We start from the raw sequence: 20607 nt of genomic DNA, 5'->3' as shown, positions 1-20607 counted from the left end.
TAATAAAATTTGTTGCTGAAAAACGAATTCAAAGTGAAAAGTAGCGAATTGTGTCCATTGTGCCGGAGAAAGGTAAAAAGACGGAATGGAATGTAACAAACTCGTGTATTCTGTGCCGACTGGGTGAGTCCCAGAAGACCCGACAGGAGAGGTGAGATGCCTGAAACATATCTGATTGCCTTTGACGGCAGTGCAGCAAGTGAGCGCGCGCTGACCTTCGGGGCAGAACGCGCGCGTGCCGCCGGGGCGCAGCTGTTGCTGGCGCATGTGCTGGAATGGTCGCCCTATTCCTTTCTCAGCGCCGAGGAAGTGGCCGAGCGCCACAAGCGGCGCACCGAGGAGGTGGGCCGCGCCGAGACGGTCATTCTGGATCCGGTGCGCAAGAAACTGGCCGGGCAGGGGCTGAGTGTCGAGACCGTGGTGCGCTATGGCCATGTGGCCGAGGTGCTGAGCGAACTGGCCAAGGAATACGGTGCGACCCAGATCATTGTCGGGCGTACCGGCGAGAAGGGGCTGCAGGCGCGGCTCTTCGGCTCGGTGGCCGGAACGCTGGCGCAGGCCGCCCCGGTGCCCTGCACGATCGTGCCGTGATGGATTTCAGGAGATTTGACATGAGATATGCTTTTGCGGCTCTGGCTGCTGCCTCTGTGCTGGCAAGCCCGGTACATGCCTCTGTGGCCGAGCGTGTGGATGCGCTTTTTGCAGTGTCGACCACATGGTTCGTCAATCTGATTTTCGCGGATTTGCCGGGAACCGGCGTGCCCTGGATCGTGGGCTGGCTGGTGATCGGGGCGGTGGTCTTCACGCTCTATTTCGGCTTCATCCAGTTCCGCGCCTTTGGCCATGCGCTGCAGATCGTGCGCGGCAAATATTCCGACCCGAAGGATGCGGGCGAGGTCAGCCCGTTTCAGGCGCTGACCGCCGCGCTGTCGGGCACAGTGGGCTTGGGCAATATCGCCGGCGTTGCGGTGGCGGTCTCTATCGGCGGGGCCGGGGCCACATTCTGGATGATCCTTGCCGGGCTTCTGGGGATGGCGTCGAAATTCACCGAATGCACTTTGGGCGTGAAATACCGCAATGAATATCCTGATGGCACGGTTTCTGGCGGGCCGATGTATTACATCAAGAAAGGATTTGCCGAACGTGGCCTGCCGTTGGGCGGGTTCATGGCGGTGATGTTCTCGATCTTCTGCGTGCTGGGCTCTCTGGGTGGCGGCAATATGTTTCAGGCCAATCAGGCCGCAAGCCAGGTCAGTTCTGTTCTGGGCGTGCCGTCCTGGATCACCGGGCTGGTGCTGTCGGGGATCGTGTTTCTGGTCATTGTGGGCGGGATCAAATCCATCGCGCGGGTGACAGAGAAGGTCGTGCCGTTCATGGGCGGCGGCTATTTCCTTGTGGGCGTGGCCATCCTGCTTCTGAACTGGGACATGATCGGCTGGGCCTTCAGCGAGATCCTGCGCGGTGCATTCACCGATAGCGGGATTGTCGGCGGCATGGTGGGTGCGATCATTCAGGGCTTCCGGCGCGCGGCGTTTTCCAACGAGGCCGGGATCGGCTCGGCGGCGATTGCCCATTCGGCGGTGCGCACCAAGGAGCCGATCAGCGAAGGCTTTGTCTCGCTGCTGGAGCCCTTCATCGACACGGTGATCATCTGCACCATGACGGCACTGGTGATCATCATCACCCAGCAACTGCTGATCGACGCCAATACGGGGATGTATATTCTGGGCGAGAACGGGCGGATCGCCAATGTCGAAGGTGTGGGGGCCGGTGTGCCGCTGACCTCGGCGGCCTTTGGTTCGGCTTTCGGCTGGGCACCCTATGCGCTGTCGCTGGCGGTGTTCCTGTTTGCCTTCTCGACGATGATCACATGGTCCTATTACGGGGTGAAAGCCTGGACCTATATGTTCGGCGAGGGCGAGACGAAGGAGCTGGTCTTCAAGCTGATCTTCTGCTTCTTCATCTTCGTGGGGGCTGTGACCAGCCTTGATGCCGTGATTGACTTCTCGGATGCGGCGCTGTTCTCGATGGCGATCTTCAACATCATCGCGCTTTATTTCCTGATGCCGATCGTCAAGCGCGAGTTGCAGAGCTATCTGCTGCGGCTGAAATCGGGCCAGATCAAAGCCTATAAGTAAGGGTGTGAAAACGCTTTTGGTAGGGTGCGTGCTGTAGCACGCACCCTACAGTCCACGTCATGCCACCAGTGCCGGAGCAGCGCTTTGCCCGGCCCAGCCTTCGCGCATCATCTGCGCCAATGCCAGCACCCCCGGCGCGGCCTCATTCGGGTGCAGGTAGAGGTTGATCTTCTGCCGCGTCAGTTCCGGCAGCGCGCCGCCATGGTCGATCTGTTCGGTGCTGGCCGGTTCGGTCCCCGCCAGAAGCGTATGCACCGCCATGTCGCAGGTAACGGCGGCTTCCAGCGTGCGGTCGGATTCGCTCTCGACCGCCGCGACCCAGGGGATGCCCGCCTTGTCGAGCGCACGGATCACCCCTGCCCGGAAGGCGCAATAGCGCCCGACCGCGAGCCGCAGCGGCCGCTCTTTCCAACAGCTGCCGCCGCGCGCGCCGGTCCAGACCAGATCGCGTTCGCAAAGCGTTTCGGCCTCGGGTGGGCAGATATCCTCGGTGGTCAGAATCAGATCGCAAGCCCCTTCGCGAAACAGCGCGAGGGCCTTGCTTGTATGGGTGGCCTGAAGCTGGACCTTCATGCGCGGATAGGCCCGCTGAAATGCCTGCAGGATCGGCGGAATGACCGGGGTGACGATATCGAAGGGCACCACCAGACGGATCTCGCCCGACAGATCCGCATCGGTCAGCCGCCCCACCACTTCGTCATTGAGCGACAGAATCCGTCGCGCATAGGAAAGCAGTTGCTCGCCCGCCCCAGTGGCCACCATCGCACGCCCGCGACGTTCATAGAGGGCAAGGCCAAGGCTGTCTTCCAGCCGCTTGATCTGCATGGAGACCGCGGATTGCGTCAGGTTCAGCACGCCCGCGGCGCGGGTCACGCCGCCCTGATCCTGCACTGCCAGCAGCGCGCGCAGGGCGGTCATGTCGAGATTGCGTTTCATATCACGAACCCTGATGGTTTGGATCAAGAACATTCGTTTTCATTGTGCATCACGGCGCGGTAATTATCAAGCGTGGAAATGCCTGATGCGATTTGCATCACAATATTTGAGGAAAGGACAGTCCCATGCTGCGTGCGATTCATCTGCCTGTACGGTCGGTCTTTCACGGTTTGCGCCGTTTTGCCCCGACCCGGATTCTTGCGTTGCGTCGCACGCGCGCGCGCCTGGCGCAGCTTGAGGATCACCTGCTCAAGGATATCGGACTGACGCGCGAAGAGGCCGCACGCGAGGCGGCGCGGAGCAGTTGGGATGCGCCCAGGCATTGGCTGCAGTGAGCGCAGCCCATGGAAGCGCGTAAGGCCGCCCGGCTCAGGCGGCCTTTTCCATGCGCAGGAACGTGAAAAGGCCAAGGCTGGTGAGCGGCTTTTCCTCGACCAGCTGCAAGTCCTGCACGCCCAGTACGCGGTCCTTGGGGAAATTCGAATGCCAGCCGAGATAATCCGCGAAAGGGGCGAATTTGCGCTCGAACCATGCAAGCCAGCCTTCGTCGCGCGCGAAATGGTTCACGAGCAGGATCTGCCCGCCCGGTTTGCACACGCGCGCCATCTCGGCCATGACCTGTTCGGGATCGGGCACCACCGAGATCAGATGCATCGCCACCACCGTGTCGAAACAGCCATCGGGAAAATCGAGGGCGCGGGCGTCCATCTGGCGCAACTCGGCGACATGGGAGAGGTTTTCTTCCGCGATCTTGGTGCGGGCGCGCTCCAGCATATCCTGCGAAAAATCAATACCGGTCACGCGCAATTCGCTGCCGTAATAGGGCAGGGCAAGCCCGGTGCCGACGCCCACTTCCAGCACATGCCCGCCCGCGTCATTGGCCACTTTCGTCGCATGGCGCCGCCCGGCATGGGTGATACGCCCGAAAGTCAGGTCATAGACAGGCGCCCAGCGGCGATAACTTGATGTAATGGCTTCTGGTTTCACGCGCACCCCCGTCATTGTTCCGGAAGATGTGGCGCGTTATTGACTGGTGGTCAATAAAAAACCGGACCCTCAGCGGGCAACAAATTCGTGATGCCTGCGCAGGAGGCTCAGATCGAGAAGGAGATGCCGCAGCCGCAGCTTGACGAAGCATTGGGGTTCTCGATGACAAAGCGCGCGCCGATCAGTTCTTCGGTGAAATCGATCACCGCGTTTTGCAGGAAGGGCAGAGACACCGGGTCGATCAGCACCTGCTGGCCGGAGTGTTCCAGCACCAGATCATCGGGCGCGGGGGCGTCGAAGCGAATGTCATACTGAAACCCCGAGCAACCACCGCCATTCACGGCAACGCGCAGGGCCTTGACCTCGCCGGTATCTTCGGCAATCTCGGCCAGACGGGCAAAGGCGCGGTCGCTCACGCGCGGGGGCAGGGTCAAGGACTGGTTCAGGGACATGAGGTTGCGTCCAATTCTGATAACTTTGATCGAGATATAGGCCGGAACGCGGATTTCGGCAAGATGACGGGAGATCACATGCTCAAAGCTTACGCCACGCGCCCCGAAGAGTCGCGCGGGCGACAGCATCGCGAGGCGATGAGCACCTTTCGCTCGCCGTTTCAGCGGGATCGGGACCGGATCATCCATTCCTCGGCCTTTCGCCGCCTCAAGCACAAGACCCAGGTCTTTATCGAGCATGAGGGCGATTATTACCGCACGCGGCTGACCCATTCGATCGAAGTGGCGCAGGTGGCGCGCACTTTGGCGGGCGCCCTGGGGCTGAACACGGATCTGGCCGAGGCGATTGCACTGGCGCATGATCTGGGCCATCCACCGTTTGGTCATACTGGCGAGGATGCGCTCTGCGATCTGATGGCGCCCTATGGCGGGTTCGACCATAACGCGCAGGCGCTGCGGATCGTCACCAAGCTGGAGCGGCATTACGCGGATTTCGACGGGCTGAACCTGACCTGGGAGACGCTGGAGGGGATTGCCAAGCATAACGGCCCAGTCACCGACCGCGACGGGCATCCGCTGAAAGGCGAGGTGATTCCCTATGCGCTGGCCGAGTGCAATGCAGGGTTTGATCTGGAATTGCATGGGTTTGCCAGTGCCGAGGCGCAGGTCGCCGCGATTGCCGATGACATTGCCTATAACCATCATGATCTGCATGACGGGCTGCGCTCGGGGCTGTTCACCGAAGCCGATCTGATGGACCTGCCGATCACCGGGCCCGCATTCGCCGAGGTGGACCGGCTCTATCCGGGGCTGGAGCCGATGCGGCGCAGGCATGAGGCGCTGCGGCGGGTCTTCGGGGTGATGGTCGAGGATGTGCTTTTGGTCGCGGGCACGCGGCTGGGGCCTGCGGATCTGACCAGCGCGCAGGATATCCGCGATCTGCGGTTGAAGATCATCCGCTTCTCGGACCGGCTGTTTCGGGAATTGAAGGTGATCCGGCAATTTCTGTTCACGCATATGTATCGCGCGCCAAGCGTGGTGGCGATGCGGGCGCAGGTGACGGGGATGGTGCGGGAGTTGTTCCCGCTGTTTCTGGCGCGGCCGGAACTGTTGCCGGGAGAGTGGCGGCGCGATGTCGAGGCGGCGCGCTCCGAGACGGAACTGGCGCGGATCGTGGCGGATTATGTCGCCGGGATGACCGACCGTTTTGCCATACAGGAACATGCGCGGCTGGTGCTGGGCGAGGGCGAGCGGCCTTTGGACCCCATCGAGGGGTCCGCAGGCCGGCGCTGAAGCGCGGCGCGGGATCGTGAGGGCTTGCCCTTGCCCGCGCGTGGCATGAGGACCAGATCAGGCTGCGGGCCAAGGGAGAAAGTAAATGGACGAGAAACCGGTACTGGTGCGGCGGATGGCCTGGCCCGAAAGCGCGTCGCGCCCTGTGGGCACGCCGATCCAGCCCTCGGTGGTCTATGCCTCACGCGACCCGGATATGCTGGATGCGCAATATGAGGGGCAGATCGCGGGCTATACCTATGCGCGCGAGGGGCACCCGAATGCCACTGTTCTGGCGCGCAAGATCGACCAGATGGAGGGCGCGGAAGGCGGGATCGTGCTGGGCTCGGGCATGGCGGCGGTCGCGGCGGTGCTGATGGGGCTCGTGCGGGCGGGCGATCATGTGCTGGGGGGCGATCAGCTCTACGGGCGGTCCTTGCGGATGATGCGGGACGATCTGCCACGGCTGGGGGTCGCGACCTCGCTGGCCGACCCCACCGATGCGGCGGGATTCGTGGCCGCAATCCGGCCCGAGACGCGGTTGATCCTGCTGGAGGTGGTGTCGAACCCCACGCTGCGGGTGGCCGACATTGCGGGCATCATCGCAGGCGCGCAGGCGCGCGGTGTGCTGGTGGCGATTGACAATACCTTCACCACCCCGCGCGGGTTCCAGCCCTTCGTGCATGGGGCGGATATCGTCATTCACTCCGTGACCAAGCTGTTGGCCGGGCATTCGGACGCGACGCTGGGCTATGTCGCGGCGCGTGACCCTGCGCTGGCCCGCGCAATCTATGATTTTGCGACCACGACCGGCATGACGCCCAGCCCGTTTGATTGCTGGCTGGCGGAACGCGGGCTCTATTCCTTCGATCTGCGCTATGACCGGGCCGAATCCTCGGCGCGCGCTCTGGCCGATCATCTGGCGGGGCTGCCGGGGGTGGCGCGGGTGATCTATCCCAACCGGCCTGATCATCCCGACCACAATCGCGCGGTGGCACTTCTGGGCGACCGGGGCGGGCATATGGTCAGTTTCGAGATCAAGGGCGGGCGCGCGGCGGCAAACCGGCTGACGCGGGCGGCACCGAATATCGCCTTCGCCCCGACGCTGGGCGATATCGGCACCACGCTGTCGCATCCGGCCAGTTCCTCGCATCGCGGGCTGGGGCCGGAAGGGCGCGCGGCGCTAGGGATCTCGGAAGGGTTTTTCCGGGTCTCGGTCGGGATGGAGCCGCCCGAGCTGCTCTGTGCCGAGTTCGAAGCCGCTATAGCTGCCAGTCAGGTTGAGGCATAAGCCTTTCATCTTATTGACCGGATTTCGCTTGACAGGGCGGGTGCCGTGTCTGACCCTTGCATCAGGCGCAGTCGGTCAGAGGAGGCGGTTCCGATGCTAGTCAGTCAGATCATTCGCAACAAGGCGCAGCAGGGCGTGGTGACTTTGCAGCCCGGCACAACGCTGGGCGAGGCCGCGAAACTGCTGTCGGAGAAGCGGATCGGGGCGGTTGTGGTCTCGCCCGACGGGGCCAAAGTGGCCGGTATCCTGTCCGAGCGTGATATCGTGCGGGTGATCGGGCAGCGCGGCGCGGCGGTGCTGTCGGAATCGGTCGACACGGTGATGACGCGCAATGTCTTTGGCTGCAAGCCCGATGACAATGCCGATCTGATCTTGCAGACCATGACGCAGAAGCGCTTCCGCCATTTGCCGGTGATGGAAGGCGAGAAGATGATTGCCCTCATCTCGATCGGCGATGTGGTGGCGGCGCGTCTGGCAGAGCTGGAACTGGAGAAAGACGCGCTGACCGGCATGATCATGGGCTATTGAAGACGCAACCGGGGCTTGCATCTTGCCACGCAATATTGTTGCGTGCCCTCTGAGGGACATGGAAGGGGGCACGCATGCGCATCGGTCTGTATCCGGGGACGTTCGATCCGCTGACACTGGGGCATCGCGATATCATCACCCGCGCCGCGCAACTGGTGGACCGGCTGGTGATCGGCGTGGCGATCAATCGCGACAAGGGGCCGCTGTTCACGCTGGAAGAGCGGGTGGCGATGATCGAGGAAGAAGTGGCCGATCTGCGGGCGCGTACCGGCATCGAGATCGTGGCGCATCCGTTCGAGAATCTGCTGATCGATTGCGCGCGGGATGTGGGCGCGCAGATCATCATTCGCGGTCTGCGCGCCGTCACCGATTTCGAATACGAGTTCCAGATGGTCGGCATGAACCGGGCGCTGGATGATTCAATCGAAACGGTGTTCCTGATGGCGGAGGTCCGCCATCAGGCGATTGCATCGAAGCTGGTGAAGGAAATCGCGCGCCTTGGGGGCGATGTGTCGAAATTCGTGTCGCCCGCGATCCGCGAGGCGCTGATCGCGAAAATGGGTCAGCGCCCGTAGACGGCTTTCTCGGCGATCCTGGCCGCATCGGGCTTGTAGATGTCAAGGTCAATGGCCACGTCAAGCGGCATGGCTTCGATTTCGGCCTTGGTGCGCCGATAGGCAGCGCGCTGTTTCAGGCGGATCTGGATCGTGGTCAGAATGGTACTCATGGGTTTCCCCTTTCGTGTTTTCGTGCTCGTCGTGGAAAAGATGGGGAATGCTGCGATGCAGCGCAAGTGGGGCAGGCGCAGAGCCGCCTTGCAGAGAATGCAGGGCTGAGAGAAGGGAATTCTGGGGGGAATTCGGGGTGATCACAGAGATCGAGACCTATTTTGACAGCGGGTGCGGGCGCTGCGCGCGCTTTGCAACGCCGGACTGTTCGGTGCGTCGCTGGGCCAAAGGGGTGCTTGCATTGCGCGCGCTATGTCTGGAGGCCGGGCTGGAAGAGACGCTGCGTTGGGGCCATCCCTGCTACCGCCATGCGGGGCGCAATCTGGCGATCATCGGGGCGTTTCGCGCCGATTTTCGTCTGACCTTCCCAGATGCCGCGCTGCTGGCCGATCCTGCCGGAGTGCTGGAGCGCGCGGGTGATCAGTCACGCCAGCCGGTGCTGATGCGCTTCACCGCGTCGGGGGATGTCGCGGAGAAGGCCGCGATCATCCGGGCCTATCTGGCAGAGGCCAAGGGCCATGCCGAAGCCGGGCGCAAGCCGGAAAAGCGCGAGACGGAAGTGGTGTTGCCGCAGGAACTGGTCACAGCGCTGGATGCGGACGCGGAGCTTGCAGAGGCTTTTGCCGCACTGACGCCGGGGCGGCAACGCAGTTATGCAGTGAACCTGAATGCGGCCAAGACCCCGGAGACGCGCGTGGCGCGGATCGCAAAGTTTCGCGACAAGATCCTTGCCGGAAAAGGCGCGTTGGAGCGGTAGCACTGCCGGGGCGCTTGACTCCAGGGGCTGCTCTGGCGTTCCTTGGCGGCGCTAACATTTGATAGAAAGAGGTCAGGAATGTCGGGCTATGGCTTGCGCGAAGAGCATGTGATCGCATCGGAAGCGGCGCTGCGGGATCTGTTCCCGCCAGTGCATGATCTGGCGCTGCGCAAATCCCTGACCCGGTTGGAGCGCCATTCGCGCAGTTTCATCGAACGCGCCCCGTTCCTGTGTCTGGGCACGCAGGCCCCTGACGGCACTGCCGATGTCAGCCCGCGCGGCGATGCGCCGGGATTTGTGCGGGTGCTGGATGATCAGACGCTGCTGATCCCGGATCGTCCCGGCAATAACCGGCTGGACAGCCTGACGAATATCCTTGGCAACCCTGCGGTGGGGCTTCTGTTCCTCATCCCCGGTTTTCACGAGACGATGCGCGTGAATGGCACCGCGCGGCTGACGCGCGACCCGGAACTGCTGGCGCTTTGTGCGGTCGAGGGGCGTCTGCCGCGCGTGGGGATTGTCGTCGATATTGCAGAGGTGTTCATCCATTGCGCCAAGGCATTCCGGCGCTCTGGTCTGTGGGAGCCGGAGAAATTTCAGGACCGGCGCACCATGCCCTCGCTGCCACAGATCATTCATGAGCAGACATCGCAGGTCGCAGTGGATCCGCGCGAGATGGCCCAGGCCGAGGCGGATCTGGAAGCAGCCTATGTGAGAACGATGTATTGACGGCAGGACAGTCTGATCGGAAGGCTGGAGAAAGCCGCGTCGCGCGACATATTTGAACGTAGCGCCGCCGGTAATCTGCCCCGCATGGCCCTGCGGGGCAGGGACCCAGGATCAGTTCGGGGTCAAACGGTAGATGTCGCCTTCGTCAATCGCGGCATAGAGCGCCCCGTCAGGCCCCTGCACCAGCGAGCGGAAGCGGCCCGAGTCCATGGGCAGCGGCATTTCGATGACGGAATTCACCGAAAGTCCGTCATCACTCAGATCGACAACATCGATGCGCTGACCGACAGGTGTGCCACCAAAGCCGATGCCCATTAGGCCCACGAGCATACGGCCATCCCATGCGCCCCAGTGATCTCCGGTCAGGAAGACAGCCGAGGACATGCCCTGCGAGAGCCCGTTATTTGTCCAGGCCGGAGGCATGGCGTCGGGATAGGTTTCCAGGTCGGTCATCGGCATGTAAGCTGCGCGCTCTGCGGCATCCATGCCTTCCATCTGGTTGGGGGAATAGCCGCAGTAATTGTCCGGGCAATCCTCGCGACCGGCCATGTTCGGACGCGGATCCCAGCCGCCATTGCCGCCGGGCTCAAGCGCTGTGATCTCGTCGGAATGCCAGGGGCCATGTTCGGCGATGATCGGGCGGTTGTCGCCGGGGCGGAAAGCGATGCCCTGCACATTGCGGAAGCCATAGGCATAGATGCGCGGATCAAACCCTTCCGGGGCGTTATTGTCGGGCGCAGCATTGCCATCCGTGTCGATGCGCAGCACCTTGCCACCAAGCAATGTGGGCGATTGCGGGACTTCGCCGTTATGGGTGTCGCCCGTGGTCACATACAGGTAGCCATCACCCGGATTGAAGCGCAGGCGTCCGCCATTATGCGCGCCGGGCCCGCCGAAGGGGTGGTCGCTTGCCTCTGGCTTATAGGGGATCGAGTCGATCAGATCGGTGCGGTCAGAGACTTCTGTCAGATCCTCATTGACCACAAGGCGCATGACCCGGTTGGTGCCCGGTGCCGTCATGTTGGAGGTGGAATAGACATAAATGCGCCGGTTGTCCTCGAAATCGGGGTCGATGGCGACGCCCATCATTCCGGCCTGACCTTCGCAGAAGAGATCATCCGCGGTTGAGGCATAGCCTTCGCCTTCGGGCATGCCCAGCAGGGCATTCACCTCGCCCGATGGCAGAAGCACGGATAGGCCAAGGCATTTTTCGGTGTAGAACATGGTGCCGTCGGGCAGGAAGGCCATATCCCAGGGATTGTCCAAGTCTGTCAGGACGGTTTCATAGCTGAGTTCTGGTCCATCGGCGCCAAGTGCGCTCGTCGCGGTCATCGCAAGGGCCGCCACCGAGGCGAGCAGGCGTGACGCTGGCAGTGCAGTCATTCGACGTTTCATTTCCCAAATCCTCCCAAGGTTGAGTCACCTGCGCTCCCCCACAGGCGACAGGTGTAGCCTATGCCTGACGGGTCGGTTGCGTCAATTTTTTTCATATGTGAAATATGTATGTTTTATTTTGATATGGATATCAGTGTGTTGATCGGAAAACAAAGACGCGCCCGAAGCGGGCGCGTCTTGCTTCCGGTCGCGAAGCGAGAAGAGTCAGCCGAAGTTCTCGGCGATATAGGCGCTCAGGTTTTCGATCATCTCGTCCGACAGATCCTTTGCAATGGGAAACATCAGCATCGAATTCGGGCCGACAGCTTCTCCGGCGCGGTAGCTTTCGAGCCGTTCGGCCAGAAGCTCTGCGGTCTTGCCGCGCAGCGAGGGGAAACTGGCCATGCCACGCGCGGCGCGGCCGTGGCACTGGCTGCATTCGGCAGCGTAATAGTCCTGCATGTCCACCGCGTCATCCGACAGTGCCGATGTCGCGGAAACTGCAGTGGAAACCGTGATGATGCTTGCGAAAATGGCAACTCTGCCCATGCTGTCCTCCCTCATTTGCCGGACGGCGCGCGGGTGATGCGCCCCATGTCCGAAGACCCTGATACTTGGACTAAAATATCATTAATCTCAAATGCGAATTTGAGGCCATGCGGGAATATGCCTGCCGGGGATAGGCAGCCATCAAAAAAGCCGCATCGGGGGATGCGGCTTTTTCGTGCTATATTGGGTGGATCAACCCGCCTTGGCCATCGCGGCAGCGGTGTCCAGCATCCGGTTCGAGAAGCCCCATTCATTGTCATACCAGGACAGGACGCGCACCATGCGCCCCTCCAGAACCTTGGTCTGGTCCAGATGGAAGATGGACGAGCGCGGGTCGTGGTTGAAATCCATCGAGACATTGGGCTGATCGGTCGCGCCCAGAATGCCTTTGAGCGGGCCCTCGCTGGCGGCGGCAATGATCGCGGCGTTTATCTCTTCCACCGTCACGTCGCGCGTGGCCTCAAAGGTCAGATCGACGACCGAGACATTCGGGGTCGGCACGCGGATCGCCACACCGTCAAGCTTGCCTGCGAGTTCCGGCAGCACCAGACCCACAGCTTTCGCGGCCCCGGTCGAGGTGGGGATCATGCTCATGGCGGCGGCACGGGCGCGGTAAAGATCCTTGTGCATCGTATCGAGCGTCGGCTGATCGCCGGTATAGCTGTGGATCGTGGTCATGAAGCCGCGCGAGATGCCCACGGCGTCATTCAGCACCTTGGCCACGGGCGAGAGGCAGTTGGTGGTGCAGGAGCCGTTCGAGACGATCTTGTCCGAGGCTTTCAGCGTCTGGTGGTTCACACCGAAAACCACAGTGTTATCCGCGCCCTTGGAGGGGGCGGAGACCAGCACTTTGCCCGCTTTGCCCAGATGCACCTTGGCTTTCTCGGCATCCGAGAAGATCCCGGTACATTCCAGCACGATGTCGATATCATCCCAGGGCAGATTGGCAGGGTCGCGCTCTGCGGTGACCTTGATCGGGCCGCGACCGACATTGATTGTATCGCCATCAACGGTCACGTCGCCCGGAAATTTGCCATGCACCGAGTCAAAGCGCAGCAGATGCGCATTGCTTTCGACCGGGCCAAGGTCGTTGATGGCCACGATTTCCAGATCGTCGCGATTCTGCTCGACCAATGCGCGCAGCACAAGGCGGCCGATCCGCCCGAAACCGTTGATTGCAAGCCGTGTTGTCATGGGACATTCCCCCCGAGAGTGGCGCTGAGTTCAGAAATTACGTTTGCGCTAACATAGTTGCGTGGCAAAAAGCAAGGGGCAAGGGAGGCGGGCCCTGCAGATGGTGCGGCCCTGCGGGGGCGGTGCGCGAAAGGCTGCAAAAGATTGCAACGCAGAACCCCGCCAGCCTTGCGAGCTGACGGGGTTCAGGTTTTCCGCTCTGGAGGAGCGATCAGTGAATCAGCCGCCCCATCGCCCCGGCCACATCGGCCATGCGGCAGGAGAAGCCCCATTCATTGTCATACCACGCCAGCACGCGCACCAGACGCTTGCCCACGACCTTGGTCTGGTCGGGCGCGAAGATCGAGCTGTGCGGCGTGTGATTGAAATCGATCGAGACTTTCGGTTCCGGGTCATAGGAGAGCACTGCGCCCATTGCCCCGGCGGCGGCTTCGCGCACGATCTCGTTCACATCACCGGCAGTCACGTCGCGCCCGGCATAGAAGGTCAGATCGACCGCGCTGACATTGGGGGTGGGCACGCGCAGCGCGGTGCCGTCAAGCTTGCCTGCAAGCTCGGGCAGAACCTCGCCCAGCGCTTTCGCGGCCCCGGTCGAGGTCGGAATCATCGCCATGGCAGCGGCGCGGGCGCGATAGAGATCCTTGTGGCGACGGTCCAGCGTCGGCTGGTCGCCGGTATAGCTGTGGACGGTGGTCATGACGCCCGATTCAATGCCGATGGCGTCATTCAACACCTTGGCCAGCGGGGCCAGACAATTCGTGGTGCAGGATCCGTTCGAGACGACCAGATGCTCTGTGCGCAGGCTGCGATGGTTCACCCCATAGACGATGGTCGCATCGGCATTCTTGGCGGGGGCAGAGACCAGCACGCGCGAGGCGCCGCGCGTCAGATGCACGGCGGCCTTGTCGCGGTCATTGAACTTGCCGGTGCATTCAAGCACCACATCGACGCCTTCCCAGTCCAACTCTGTCGGGTCATAGGTGGACATGACCTTGATCGGCCCGCGCCCCAGATCCAGCTTGTCGCCCTCGACCCGGATCGCGCCGGGGAAGCGACCATGAACAGAATCGTATTTCAGCAGATGTGCATTGGTCTCGATCGGGCCGGTGGCATTGATCTTGACGACCTCGACATCATTGCGTGCGCTTTCTGCGATATGGGCGAGCGTGCAGCGCCCGATGCGGCCAAACCCGTTGATCCCGATGGTGATGGTCATGAGAGCTACTCCGCGCTTGCTGTGGCTTGGCGTCTCTATAGCCAGCCAAACCCGTCAGAAAAAGGGCGAAATCCGTTACAGATAAAGTCGTTAGCGCAATCGGTGCCATGATAGCGCCAACGCGCGCGCGGATTGCCGCCGACTGTCCGCTTGCGCCCGCAGGCAGGCCGTTGCATGAAGTGACAAGGTTAAGACACAGGAACATGGCGGGCGCGCATTGGCCTTTCTCGACAATATCTTCGGATTGATCGACATGCGGTCGTTTTCCTCGGTCTGGTACTGGATCGTGCTGGCGCTTTACTGGTCCTCGGCCAGCCAGAGCATTCTGGGGGCGCCTTATGATCTGATCGTCCGTGTGCGGCGCGGGGATAATCCGCAGAATGCGCAGGATTTGAATGACCTCGTGGCGATCCATGTGCGGCGCAGGCTGACGCTGATGCGCCGGGTCGGGCATTGGATCGTGGCCTTCAGTGCCGCTGTGCTGACCACCATCGGCGTGCTGGCGGTGATCTACCGGCTGGAATTCGCGCAGGCGGTCATGCTGATCCTGCTGCCCATGACCATCGTGCGCCTGATGGGGCTGCGGCTTGCCTTTCGCGTCGAGCGCGAACATATGGAGGGCGCGCGGCTGTGCCGGGCGTTGCTGACCCACCGGCTCTGGATTCAGGTGTTGGGGGTGATTTCCATCTTCGTCACCGCCGTCTGGGGCATGTTGCTGGTCATGTCGCGCTCGGTGCTGGGGTTTTAACGGCCCCCGAGATCCGCTAAAGCCGCGCCCGGTCAGACAGGAATATCGTGAACATGCCTGCTTCCCTACAGACAGTCCTGATGGGTGGTGCGCCCGAGGGGTTTGACGCGGCCCTGCTGGCGCGCGAGATCGAGAAAAGCGACGCCAGCCTGATCCATGTCGCGCGCGACGACAAGCGGCTGGAGGCGATGGCGCAGGCTCTGGCCTTTTTCGCGCCGGATCTGACGGTGCTGCGCTTTCCGGCCTGGGATTGTCTGCCCTATGACCGCGTGTCGCCCAATCCCGAGATTGCCTCTGCGCGCATGGCGACGCTGGCGGCGCTCGCGCATGGGGTGCCGGGGCGGTTCGTGCTGTTGACGACGCTTTCAGCCGTGACCCAGCGCCTGCCCGCGCGCGGCGTCGTGGCCGATGCCTCGTTCCGCGCCACTGTGGGCAAGCGGCTGGATGAGCAGGCTTTGCGGCACTGGCTGGTGCGGATGGGGTTTGCGCAATCGCCGACCGTGACGGAGCCGGGCGATTTCGCGATTCGGGGGGGCATTTTCGACATCTACCCGCCGGGAGAGGGTGGGCCGGTGCGGCTGGATCTGTTCGGGGATGTGCTGGACGGGGCGCGGCGGTTCGATCCCGCGACGCAGCGCTCGCTGGAGAAATTGCAGGTGGTCGAATTTGCGCCTGTGTCCGAGATCATCCTTGATGAGGCGGCGATCACGCGGTTCCGGCAGAATTACCGGATCGAGTTTGGCGCAGCAGGCAGTGATGATCCGCTCTATGAGGCGGTGAGTGCGGGGCGCAAGCATCAGGGGATGGAGCATTGGCTGCCCTTCTTTCATGCGCAGATGGAGACGCTGCTTGCCTATCTGCCCGGCGCCTCGGTGGTGCTGGATGACCAGTTGGAGGCCGCGCGCGCCGCCCGCTGGGAGGGGATTGCCGATCAGTATGATGCACGGCGCGAGGCGATGAGCGCCAAGGGGCGGCTGGATACGGTCTACAAGCCCTGTCCGCCCAAGCTGCTCTATCTGGATGATGCAGGCTGGCAGGAGGCGCTTGCGGGGCGGCGGGTGGTACAGTTGAACCCCTTGCGGACGGCACCGGGGCCGGGGGTGGTCGATGCCGGCGGGCGGGCAGGGCGCAGCTTTGCCCCCGAGCGGCAGGCGGGGGCGAATGTGTTCGACGCACTCGCCGCGCATGTCACCGAGCGGCTGCAACAGGGCAATGTGGTGCTGGCCAGCCATTCCGAGGGCGCGCGCGAGCGGCTGTCGGGGCTGTTGGAGGATCATGGCGCGGGTCTGGGCAAGACGATTGCGACTGCGCGCGATCTGGAGGGCAAGAGCGGGCTGTATCTGGCCGTCTGGCCGCTGGAGGAAGGGTTTGAAGCGCCGGGCCTGACGGTGATTTCCGAACAGGATGTTCTGGGCGACCGGCTGGTGAATCGCAGCAAGCGGCGCAAGCGGGCCGAGAATTTCCTGACCGAAGCCCAGAGCCTGAGCCCCGGTGATCTGGTTGTGCATGTCGAGCATGGGGTGGGGCGCTATACCGGGCTGGAAACCATCACCGCGATGGGGGCCCCGCATGAATGTATCGCGCTGGAATATGCGGGCGGCGACCGGCTGTTTCTGCCGGTCGAGAATATCGAGCTTTTGTCGCGCTACGGCCATGAAGAGGGCTTGCTTGACAAGCTGGGCGGTGGTGCATGGCAGGCGAAGAAGGCGCGGCTGAAGCAGCGCATCCGCGAGATCGCCGACAAGCTGATCCGCATTGCCGCCGAGCGGCAGTTGCGCAAGGCGCCGATGTTCACCGCACCCGACGGGATTTGGGAGGAGTTTCTGGCCCGTTTCCCCTATTCGGAAACCGATGACCAGCTGCGCGCCATTGAGGATGTGCTGGATGATTTCGATAGCGGGCGGCCCATGGACCGGCTGGTTGTGGGCGATGTCGGTTTCGGCAAGACCGAAGTGGCGATGCGCGCGGCCTTTATCGCGGCCATGTCGGGGGTGCAGGTGGCGGTGATAGCGCCCACGACTCTGCTCGCGCGGCAGCATTACAAGACCTTTGCCGAACGCTTCCGGGGATTTCCGATCAATGTCAGGCCCTTGTCGCGCTTTGTTAATGCAAAGGATGCCAGCGCCACGCGCGAAGGGCTGGCCAAGGGCGCAGTGGATATCTGCATCGGCACCCATGCGCTGCTGGCCAAGGGGGTGAAATTCGCCAATCTCGGCCTGTTAGTTATTGACGAAGAACAACATTTCGGCGTGGGCCATAAGGAGCGGCTGAAGGAGTTGCGCAGCGATATTCATGTGCTGACGCTGACCGCGACCCCGATCCCGCGCACGTTGCAATTGTCGCTGACGGGCGTGCGGGACCTCTCGATCATCCAGACCCCGCCGGTGGACCGGCTGGCGATCCGCACCTATGTGTCCGAATTCGACACGCTGACCCTGCGCGAAGCACTGTTGCGCGAGCATTACCGCGGCGGGCAGTCGTTTTTCGTGGTGCCGCGCATCTCGGATCTGCCCGAGATCGAGGAGTTCCTGAAAACCCATGTGCCGGAGGTGAGTTACGTCATCGCCAATGGGCAGATGGCGGCAGGGGAACTCGATGAGCGGATGAACGCGTTTTATGACGGGAAATATGATGTGCTGCTGGCCACGAGCATCGTGGAATCGGGGCTGGATATTCCGCGCGCGAATACGATGATCGTGCACCGGGCGGATATGTTCGGTCTGGCGCAGCTTTACCAGATCCGGGGCCGCGTGGGGCGCTCCAAGACGCGGGCCTATTGCTTCCTGACCACGAAGCCGCGCAGCCCGCTGACGCCGCAGGCGCAGCGGCGGCTGAAACTCCTGGCCTCGCTCGATAGTCTGGGCGCGGGGTTCAATCTGGCGTCGCATGACATGGACCTGCGCGGGGCGGGGAATATTCTGGGCGAGGAACAGTCCGGCCATATCAAGGAAGTGGGGTATGAACTCTACCAGCAGATGCTGGAAGAAACCATCGCGCGGCTGCGCTCGGGCGAGATCACCTCGCTGGAGGATCTGGACGGGCAATGGTCGCCGCAGATCAATCTGGGCGTGCCAGTGCTGATCCCGGAAGATTATGTGCCGGATCTGGATGTGCGCCTTGGCCTCTATCGACGTCTTTCGGGGCTCGCGAGCAAGGTCGATCTGGAAGGCTTCGCTGCGGAACTGATCGACCGGTTCGGGAAACTGCCGCGCGAGGTGAACACGCTTCTGGCGGTGGTGCGGATCAAGGCGGAATGCAAACGCGCGGGGATCGCGAAGCTCGATGCCGGGCCGAAAGGCGCCATGATCCAGTTTCACCGCGACAAATATGCCTCGCCCAAAGGGCTGGTCGAGTTCATTCAGTGTGAGAAAGGGCTGGCGAAGATCAAGGATAACAAGATCATCGTGCAGCGTGACTGGGGCACCGAGAAAGAGCGCGTGCGCGGGGCTTTTGCCATCGCGCGTGATCTGGCCGCAAGGGCGGCGGAGAGCTGAGGGGTTTGGAGACGCATGGCCGGAGCGAGATCCGGCCATGCCTAATCTGGATCAGCAGAGCGTTCAGAAAACCGACACCTCTTCTTCGGTGTCCTCGGCGTCATCGCTGGTGTCTTCGGCATCATCCCCGACAAAGGCAAACATCAGATCCGAGACTTCTTCGGCCTGAACGGCCTCGTTATAGGCTGCGAGAAGCGCGTCGCTATCTTCGAAAGGCCCTTCGAGACGGAACACCTCTTCAAGGTCATCGCCGGAATAGAAGATCACGGTGTTGATCTCGGACAGATCGGCGAATTCCGTGTCCTCGAACAGCGCGACATAATCGGCGAAGGTGCCTTCGGCGTCCTCGGGCAGGTCATCTGCGGTGAAGATGAAACCGCCAAGCACATCCGCGTCGGCATCATAGACGAAAAACACCTTGGAATAGATGGCGTCGCCATCGTCATCATCATCGCCGTTATCATCTTCATCGACAGGGTTGCCCGAGACGCCCTTGATCGATCCTTCCGGCGTGCTGGTCGAGGTGGCGCGGATGCCCACGAAATCGACATCCTCGATGCTGGTCACATTCAGCGCGACGGTCAGGGTGTCGCCTGCCTGAAGGAAGGTCGGGTTGTCCGGATCCTGATGGCCAAGCCCGGGACGGCTGAGTTCGATGGCATCATCCCACTGCACCCGTTCGCCTTCGAATTGCGAGCCGGCACCATTCATGTTCAGCGGCCCCTTCAGGCTCGCACTGGAACCGGAAAAATCGCTATCCCCCGTATAGATGGCGTTCACATTCATGAAGCCGGAATTCACCGTGACATCCGCGAAAATCTGGCCATCGCTTTCATAGACTGTCACAGTATAGGACAGTCCGTTTTCCTCATAAGTGAATACTCTGGGCATTTCGGTCTCCTCTAGAAGCCGCAAGGCTGCAAATTTTGATTCTACGCTTATCTGGACAATACGCACCCGCGTCCCGCAGCGTGCCATGCGCATGGGGGCTGGTGACTGCGGGCTACGAAGCAAACTACATCGCCGCTTGAGAAAAAGGTTAAAAAAACAGTGTTGCAGACGGCATTCTTCATGAAGACTCCGGACTATGTTTCGGCTTGCAAGACAATCCTCAGAAGGGGCCAGGATTGTCCGCGTCCTATGCGGCGCAAGGCGGGCTTGACATATCTCAGGGATTGACGCTGCGTCAGCACAGTGGCGCGTGGCGGGGCATGCAGGAATCAGGGCGTCGCGAAAGGACCAACAACTGATGAAAATCACCCTGAAACAATTGCAGTATTTCCGCGCTTTGGCCGAGGCGCGCAATTTCGGGCGTGCGGCTGAACTCGCCAATGTCACACAACCCGCTTTGTCCATGCAGATCAGGGAGTTGGAAGCCGTACTTGGTGTGCAACTGGTCGAGCGCCTGCCGCGCGATGTGCGGCTGACGCGCGAGGGGCGCGCGGTGCTGGAGCGCGCCGGGCGGGTGCTGTCCGAGGCGATGGAACTGGAAGCAAGTGCGCGGCGCGAGACTTTGGGGGCTGCGCTGAATGTGGGCATGATTCCCACGGTTGCGCCCTATCTGCTGGCAGGCACATTGGCGCGGCTGCGCGCGGCGGATATCACGCGCGATCTGCGGCTGCGTGAGGCGCAGACCGCGGTTCTGCTGAGCGCGCTGCGCGAGGGGCGCCTGGATGCGGTGGTGCTGGCCGATCCGCCCGCAAACCCCGATCTGGAGGTGGCGCAATTGTTCGAAGACCGCTTCCTGCTGGCGGGCACCCAAGCGCGGCTGGAGGCGCTGGGCGACGGTTCCGAGGCGCTGCGCCCGGTCGCGCTGCGGCCCGAACATCTGCTGCTTCTGGATGAGGGACATTGTCTGGCCGATCAGGCACTGGAATTCTGCAGGCTCGACCGGCGTCAGACGCGGCTCGATCTGGGGGCATCCTCGCTGGGCACGCTCTGCGGGCTGGTGGCGGAAGGTTTCGGGCTGACCTTTCTGCCGGAAATCGCGCTGAGCTCGGAAATGGCAGCGAGCCCGACGCTGAGTCTGCGCCGGTTCGCGGCCCCGGAACCCGCGCGGCAGATCGCGCTGGTGCGGCGCAAGGGCAGCGCGGGCGGGGTCTGGTTCGAGGATTTGCAGGCGCATCTCTGTGCCGCCGGGTCCGAGTTGCTGGCGCGGGCCGAAGCGATTGCACCGCGCGCCACGCCGCCATGAGCGGGGTGCATGGCGGTCTT

At 62.3% G+C, this 20607-nt stretch carries 21 protein-coding genes; 12 read left to right on the top strand and 9 right to left on the bottom strand.

From position 1 onward, the window contains the following. The first annotated feature begins 156 nt into the window (after nt 1-156). Nucleotides 157-591, top strand: coding sequence for a universal stress protein (locus tag BG457_RS18055; protein ID WP_071799139.1), 435 nt, complete (start codon nt 157-159; stop codon nt 589-591). A gap of 20 nt (nt 592-611) precedes the next feature. Then, on the top strand, nt 612-2138 hold the full coding sequence (locus tag BG457_RS18050; RefSeq protein ID WP_071799138.1) for an alanine/glycine:cation symporter family protein: 1527 nt from the start codon (nt 612-614) through the stop codon (nt 2136-2138). Between the two features lie 57 nt (nt 2139-2195). Here BG457_RS18050 and BG457_RS18045 read toward each other — a convergent pair whose 3' ends face one another. After that, nucleotides 2196-3074, bottom strand: a complete 879-nt coding sequence (locus BG457_RS18045) for a LysR family transcriptional regulator (protein WP_071799304.1) — start codon at nt 3072-3074, stop codon at nt 2196-2198. Nucleotides 3075-3199: 125 nt separating this feature from the next. Here BG457_RS18045 and BG457_RS18040 point away from each other — a divergent pair, with 125 nt between their 5' ends. After that, nucleotides 3200-3409, top strand: coding sequence for a YjiS-like domain-containing protein (locus tag BG457_RS18040; protein WP_071799136.1), 210 nt, complete (start codon nt 3200-3202; stop codon nt 3407-3409). 34 nt (nt 3410-3443) lie between these two features. Here BG457_RS18040 and BG457_RS18035 read toward each other — a convergent pair whose 3' ends face one another. Together BG457_RS18035 and BG457_RS18030 are read right to left on the bottom strand one after the other, a co-directional pair. Then, nucleotides 3444-4061, bottom strand: coding sequence for a class I SAM-dependent methyltransferase (locus tag BG457_RS18035; RefSeq protein WP_139257831.1), 618 nt, complete (start codon nt 4059-4061; stop codon nt 3444-3446). 107 nt (nt 4062-4168) lie between these two features. Continuing rightward, a complete protein-coding gene (locus BG457_RS18030) occupies nt 4169-4495 on the bottom strand; it encodes a HesB/IscA family protein (protein ID WP_071799303.1) in 327 nt (108 codons plus the stop codon). Nucleotides 4496-4591: 96 nt separating this feature from the next. On the opposite strand from BG457_RS18030, the gene BG457_RS18025 reads away from it, so the two are divergent. The 4 genes from BG457_RS18025 (at nt 4592) to coaD (ending at nt 8179) form a co-directional block, all read left to right on the top strand. Continuing rightward, nucleotides 4592-5806, top strand: coding sequence for a deoxyguanosinetriphosphate triphosphohydrolase (locus BG457_RS18025; protein ID WP_071799131.1), 1215 nt, complete (start codon nt 4592-4594; stop codon nt 5804-5806). An 85-nt stretch (nt 5807-5891) separates the two neighbouring features. Next, the gene (locus tag BG457_RS18020; protein ID WP_071799129.1) at nt 5892-7076 is read left to right on the top strand and encodes a trans-sulfuration enzyme family protein; all 1185 of its coding nucleotides are present in this window, start codon (nt 5892-5894) and stop codon (nt 7074-7076) included. 93 nt (nt 7077-7169) lie between these two features. Beyond that, nucleotides 7170-7604 (top strand): CBS domain-containing protein, encoded by a 435-nt coding sequence (locus BG457_RS18015; protein ID WP_071799127.1) that lies wholly within the window; start codon nt 7170-7172, stop codon nt 7602-7604. Between the two features lie 74 nt (nt 7605-7678). Next, complete coding sequence (gene coaD, locus BG457_RS18010; protein WP_071799125.1) at nt 7679-8179, top strand: pantetheine-phosphate adenylyltransferase; 501 nt, start codon at nt 7679-7681, stop codon at nt 8177-8179. Here coaD and BG457_RS20375 read toward each other — a convergent pair. Continuing rightward, nucleotides 8167-8331, bottom strand: coding sequence for a hypothetical protein (locus tag BG457_RS20375; RefSeq protein WP_175546830.1), 165 nt, complete (start codon nt 8329-8331; stop codon nt 8167-8169). The two genes, coaD and BG457_RS20375, sit on opposite strands and share 13 nt — an antisense overlap. A 137-nt stretch (nt 8332-8468) precedes the next feature. Here BG457_RS20375 and BG457_RS18005 point away from each other — a divergent pair, with 137 nt between their 5' ends. Then, a complete protein-coding gene (locus BG457_RS18005) occupies nt 8469-9089 on the top strand; it encodes a YdeI/OmpD-associated family protein (RefSeq protein WP_071799123.1) in 621 nt (206 codons plus the stop codon). A gap of 78 nt (nt 9090-9167) precedes the next feature. After that, a complete protein-coding gene (locus tag BG457_RS18000) occupies nt 9168-9818 on the top strand; it encodes a pyridoxamine 5'-phosphate oxidase family protein (protein ID WP_071799121.1) in 651 nt (216 codons plus the stop codon). A 111-nt stretch (nt 9819-9929) separates the two neighbouring features. On the opposite strand, the gene BG457_RS17995 is transcribed toward BG457_RS18000, so the two are convergent. The 4 genes from BG457_RS17995 to gap (BG457_RS17980) form a co-directional block, all read right to left on the bottom strand. After that, entirely contained in the window at nt 9930-11201 is a 1272-nt protein-coding gene (locus tag BG457_RS17995) for a PQQ-dependent sugar dehydrogenase (RefSeq protein ID WP_139257829.1), read from the bottom strand. A gap of 216 nt (nt 11202-11417) precedes the next feature. Beyond that, on the bottom strand, nt 11418-11741 hold the full coding sequence (locus BG457_RS17990) for a c-type cytochrome (protein ID WP_175546829.1): 324 nt from the start codon (nt 11739-11741) through the stop codon (nt 11418-11420). A 192-nt stretch (nt 11742-11933) separates the two neighbouring features. Then, entirely contained in the window at nt 11934-12935 is a 1002-nt protein-coding gene (gap, locus tag BG457_RS17985) for a type I glyceraldehyde-3-phosphate dehydrogenase (RefSeq protein WP_071799115.1), read from the bottom strand. 211 nt (nt 12936-13146) lie between these two features. Then, nucleotides 13147-14151, bottom strand: coding sequence for a type I glyceraldehyde-3-phosphate dehydrogenase (gene gap, locus BG457_RS17980; RefSeq protein WP_071799113.1), 1005 nt, complete (start codon nt 14149-14151; stop codon nt 13147-13149). A gap of 217 nt (nt 14152-14368) precedes the next feature. Between gap (BG457_RS17980) and BG457_RS17975 the strand changes: the two genes are divergently transcribed. Continuing rightward, nucleotides 14369-14899, top strand: a complete 531-nt coding sequence (locus tag BG457_RS17975) for a hypothetical protein (RefSeq protein ID WP_084657711.1) — start codon at nt 14369-14371, stop codon at nt 14897-14899. Nucleotides 14900-14952: 53 nt separating this feature from the next. Further along, nucleotides 14953-18393, top strand: a complete 3441-nt coding sequence (mfd, locus tag BG457_RS17970) for a transcription-repair coupling factor (RefSeq protein ID WP_071799111.1) — start codon at nt 14953-14955, stop codon at nt 18391-18393. A 63-nt stretch (nt 18394-18456) separates the two neighbouring features. Here the strand turns inward: mfd and BG457_RS17965 are convergent, their stop codons facing one another. After that, entirely contained in the window at nt 18457-19284 is an 828-nt protein-coding gene (locus BG457_RS17965) for a hypothetical protein (RefSeq protein ID WP_071799109.1), read from the bottom strand. A 358-nt stretch (nt 19285-19642) separates the two neighbouring features. Here BG457_RS17965 and BG457_RS17960 point away from each other — a divergent pair, with 358 nt between their 5' ends. Next, nucleotides 19643-20587: a hydrogen peroxide-inducible genes activator gene (locus BG457_RS17960; RefSeq protein WP_071799107.1), complete on the top strand. Its 945-nt coding sequence runs from the start codon at nt 19643-19645 to the stop codon at nt 20585-20587. Nucleotides 20588-20607 lie beyond the last annotated feature (20 nt).

This window comes from Natronohydrobacter thiooxidans, assembly GCF_001884735.1.
Lineage (GTDB): Bacteria > Pseudomonadota > Alphaproteobacteria > Rhodobacterales > Rhodobacteraceae > Roseinatronobacter > Roseinatronobacter thiooxidans_A.
The sequence above is the reverse complement of the archived record's forward strand: the minus strand, read 5'-3'. Positions and strand labels throughout refer to the sequence as shown.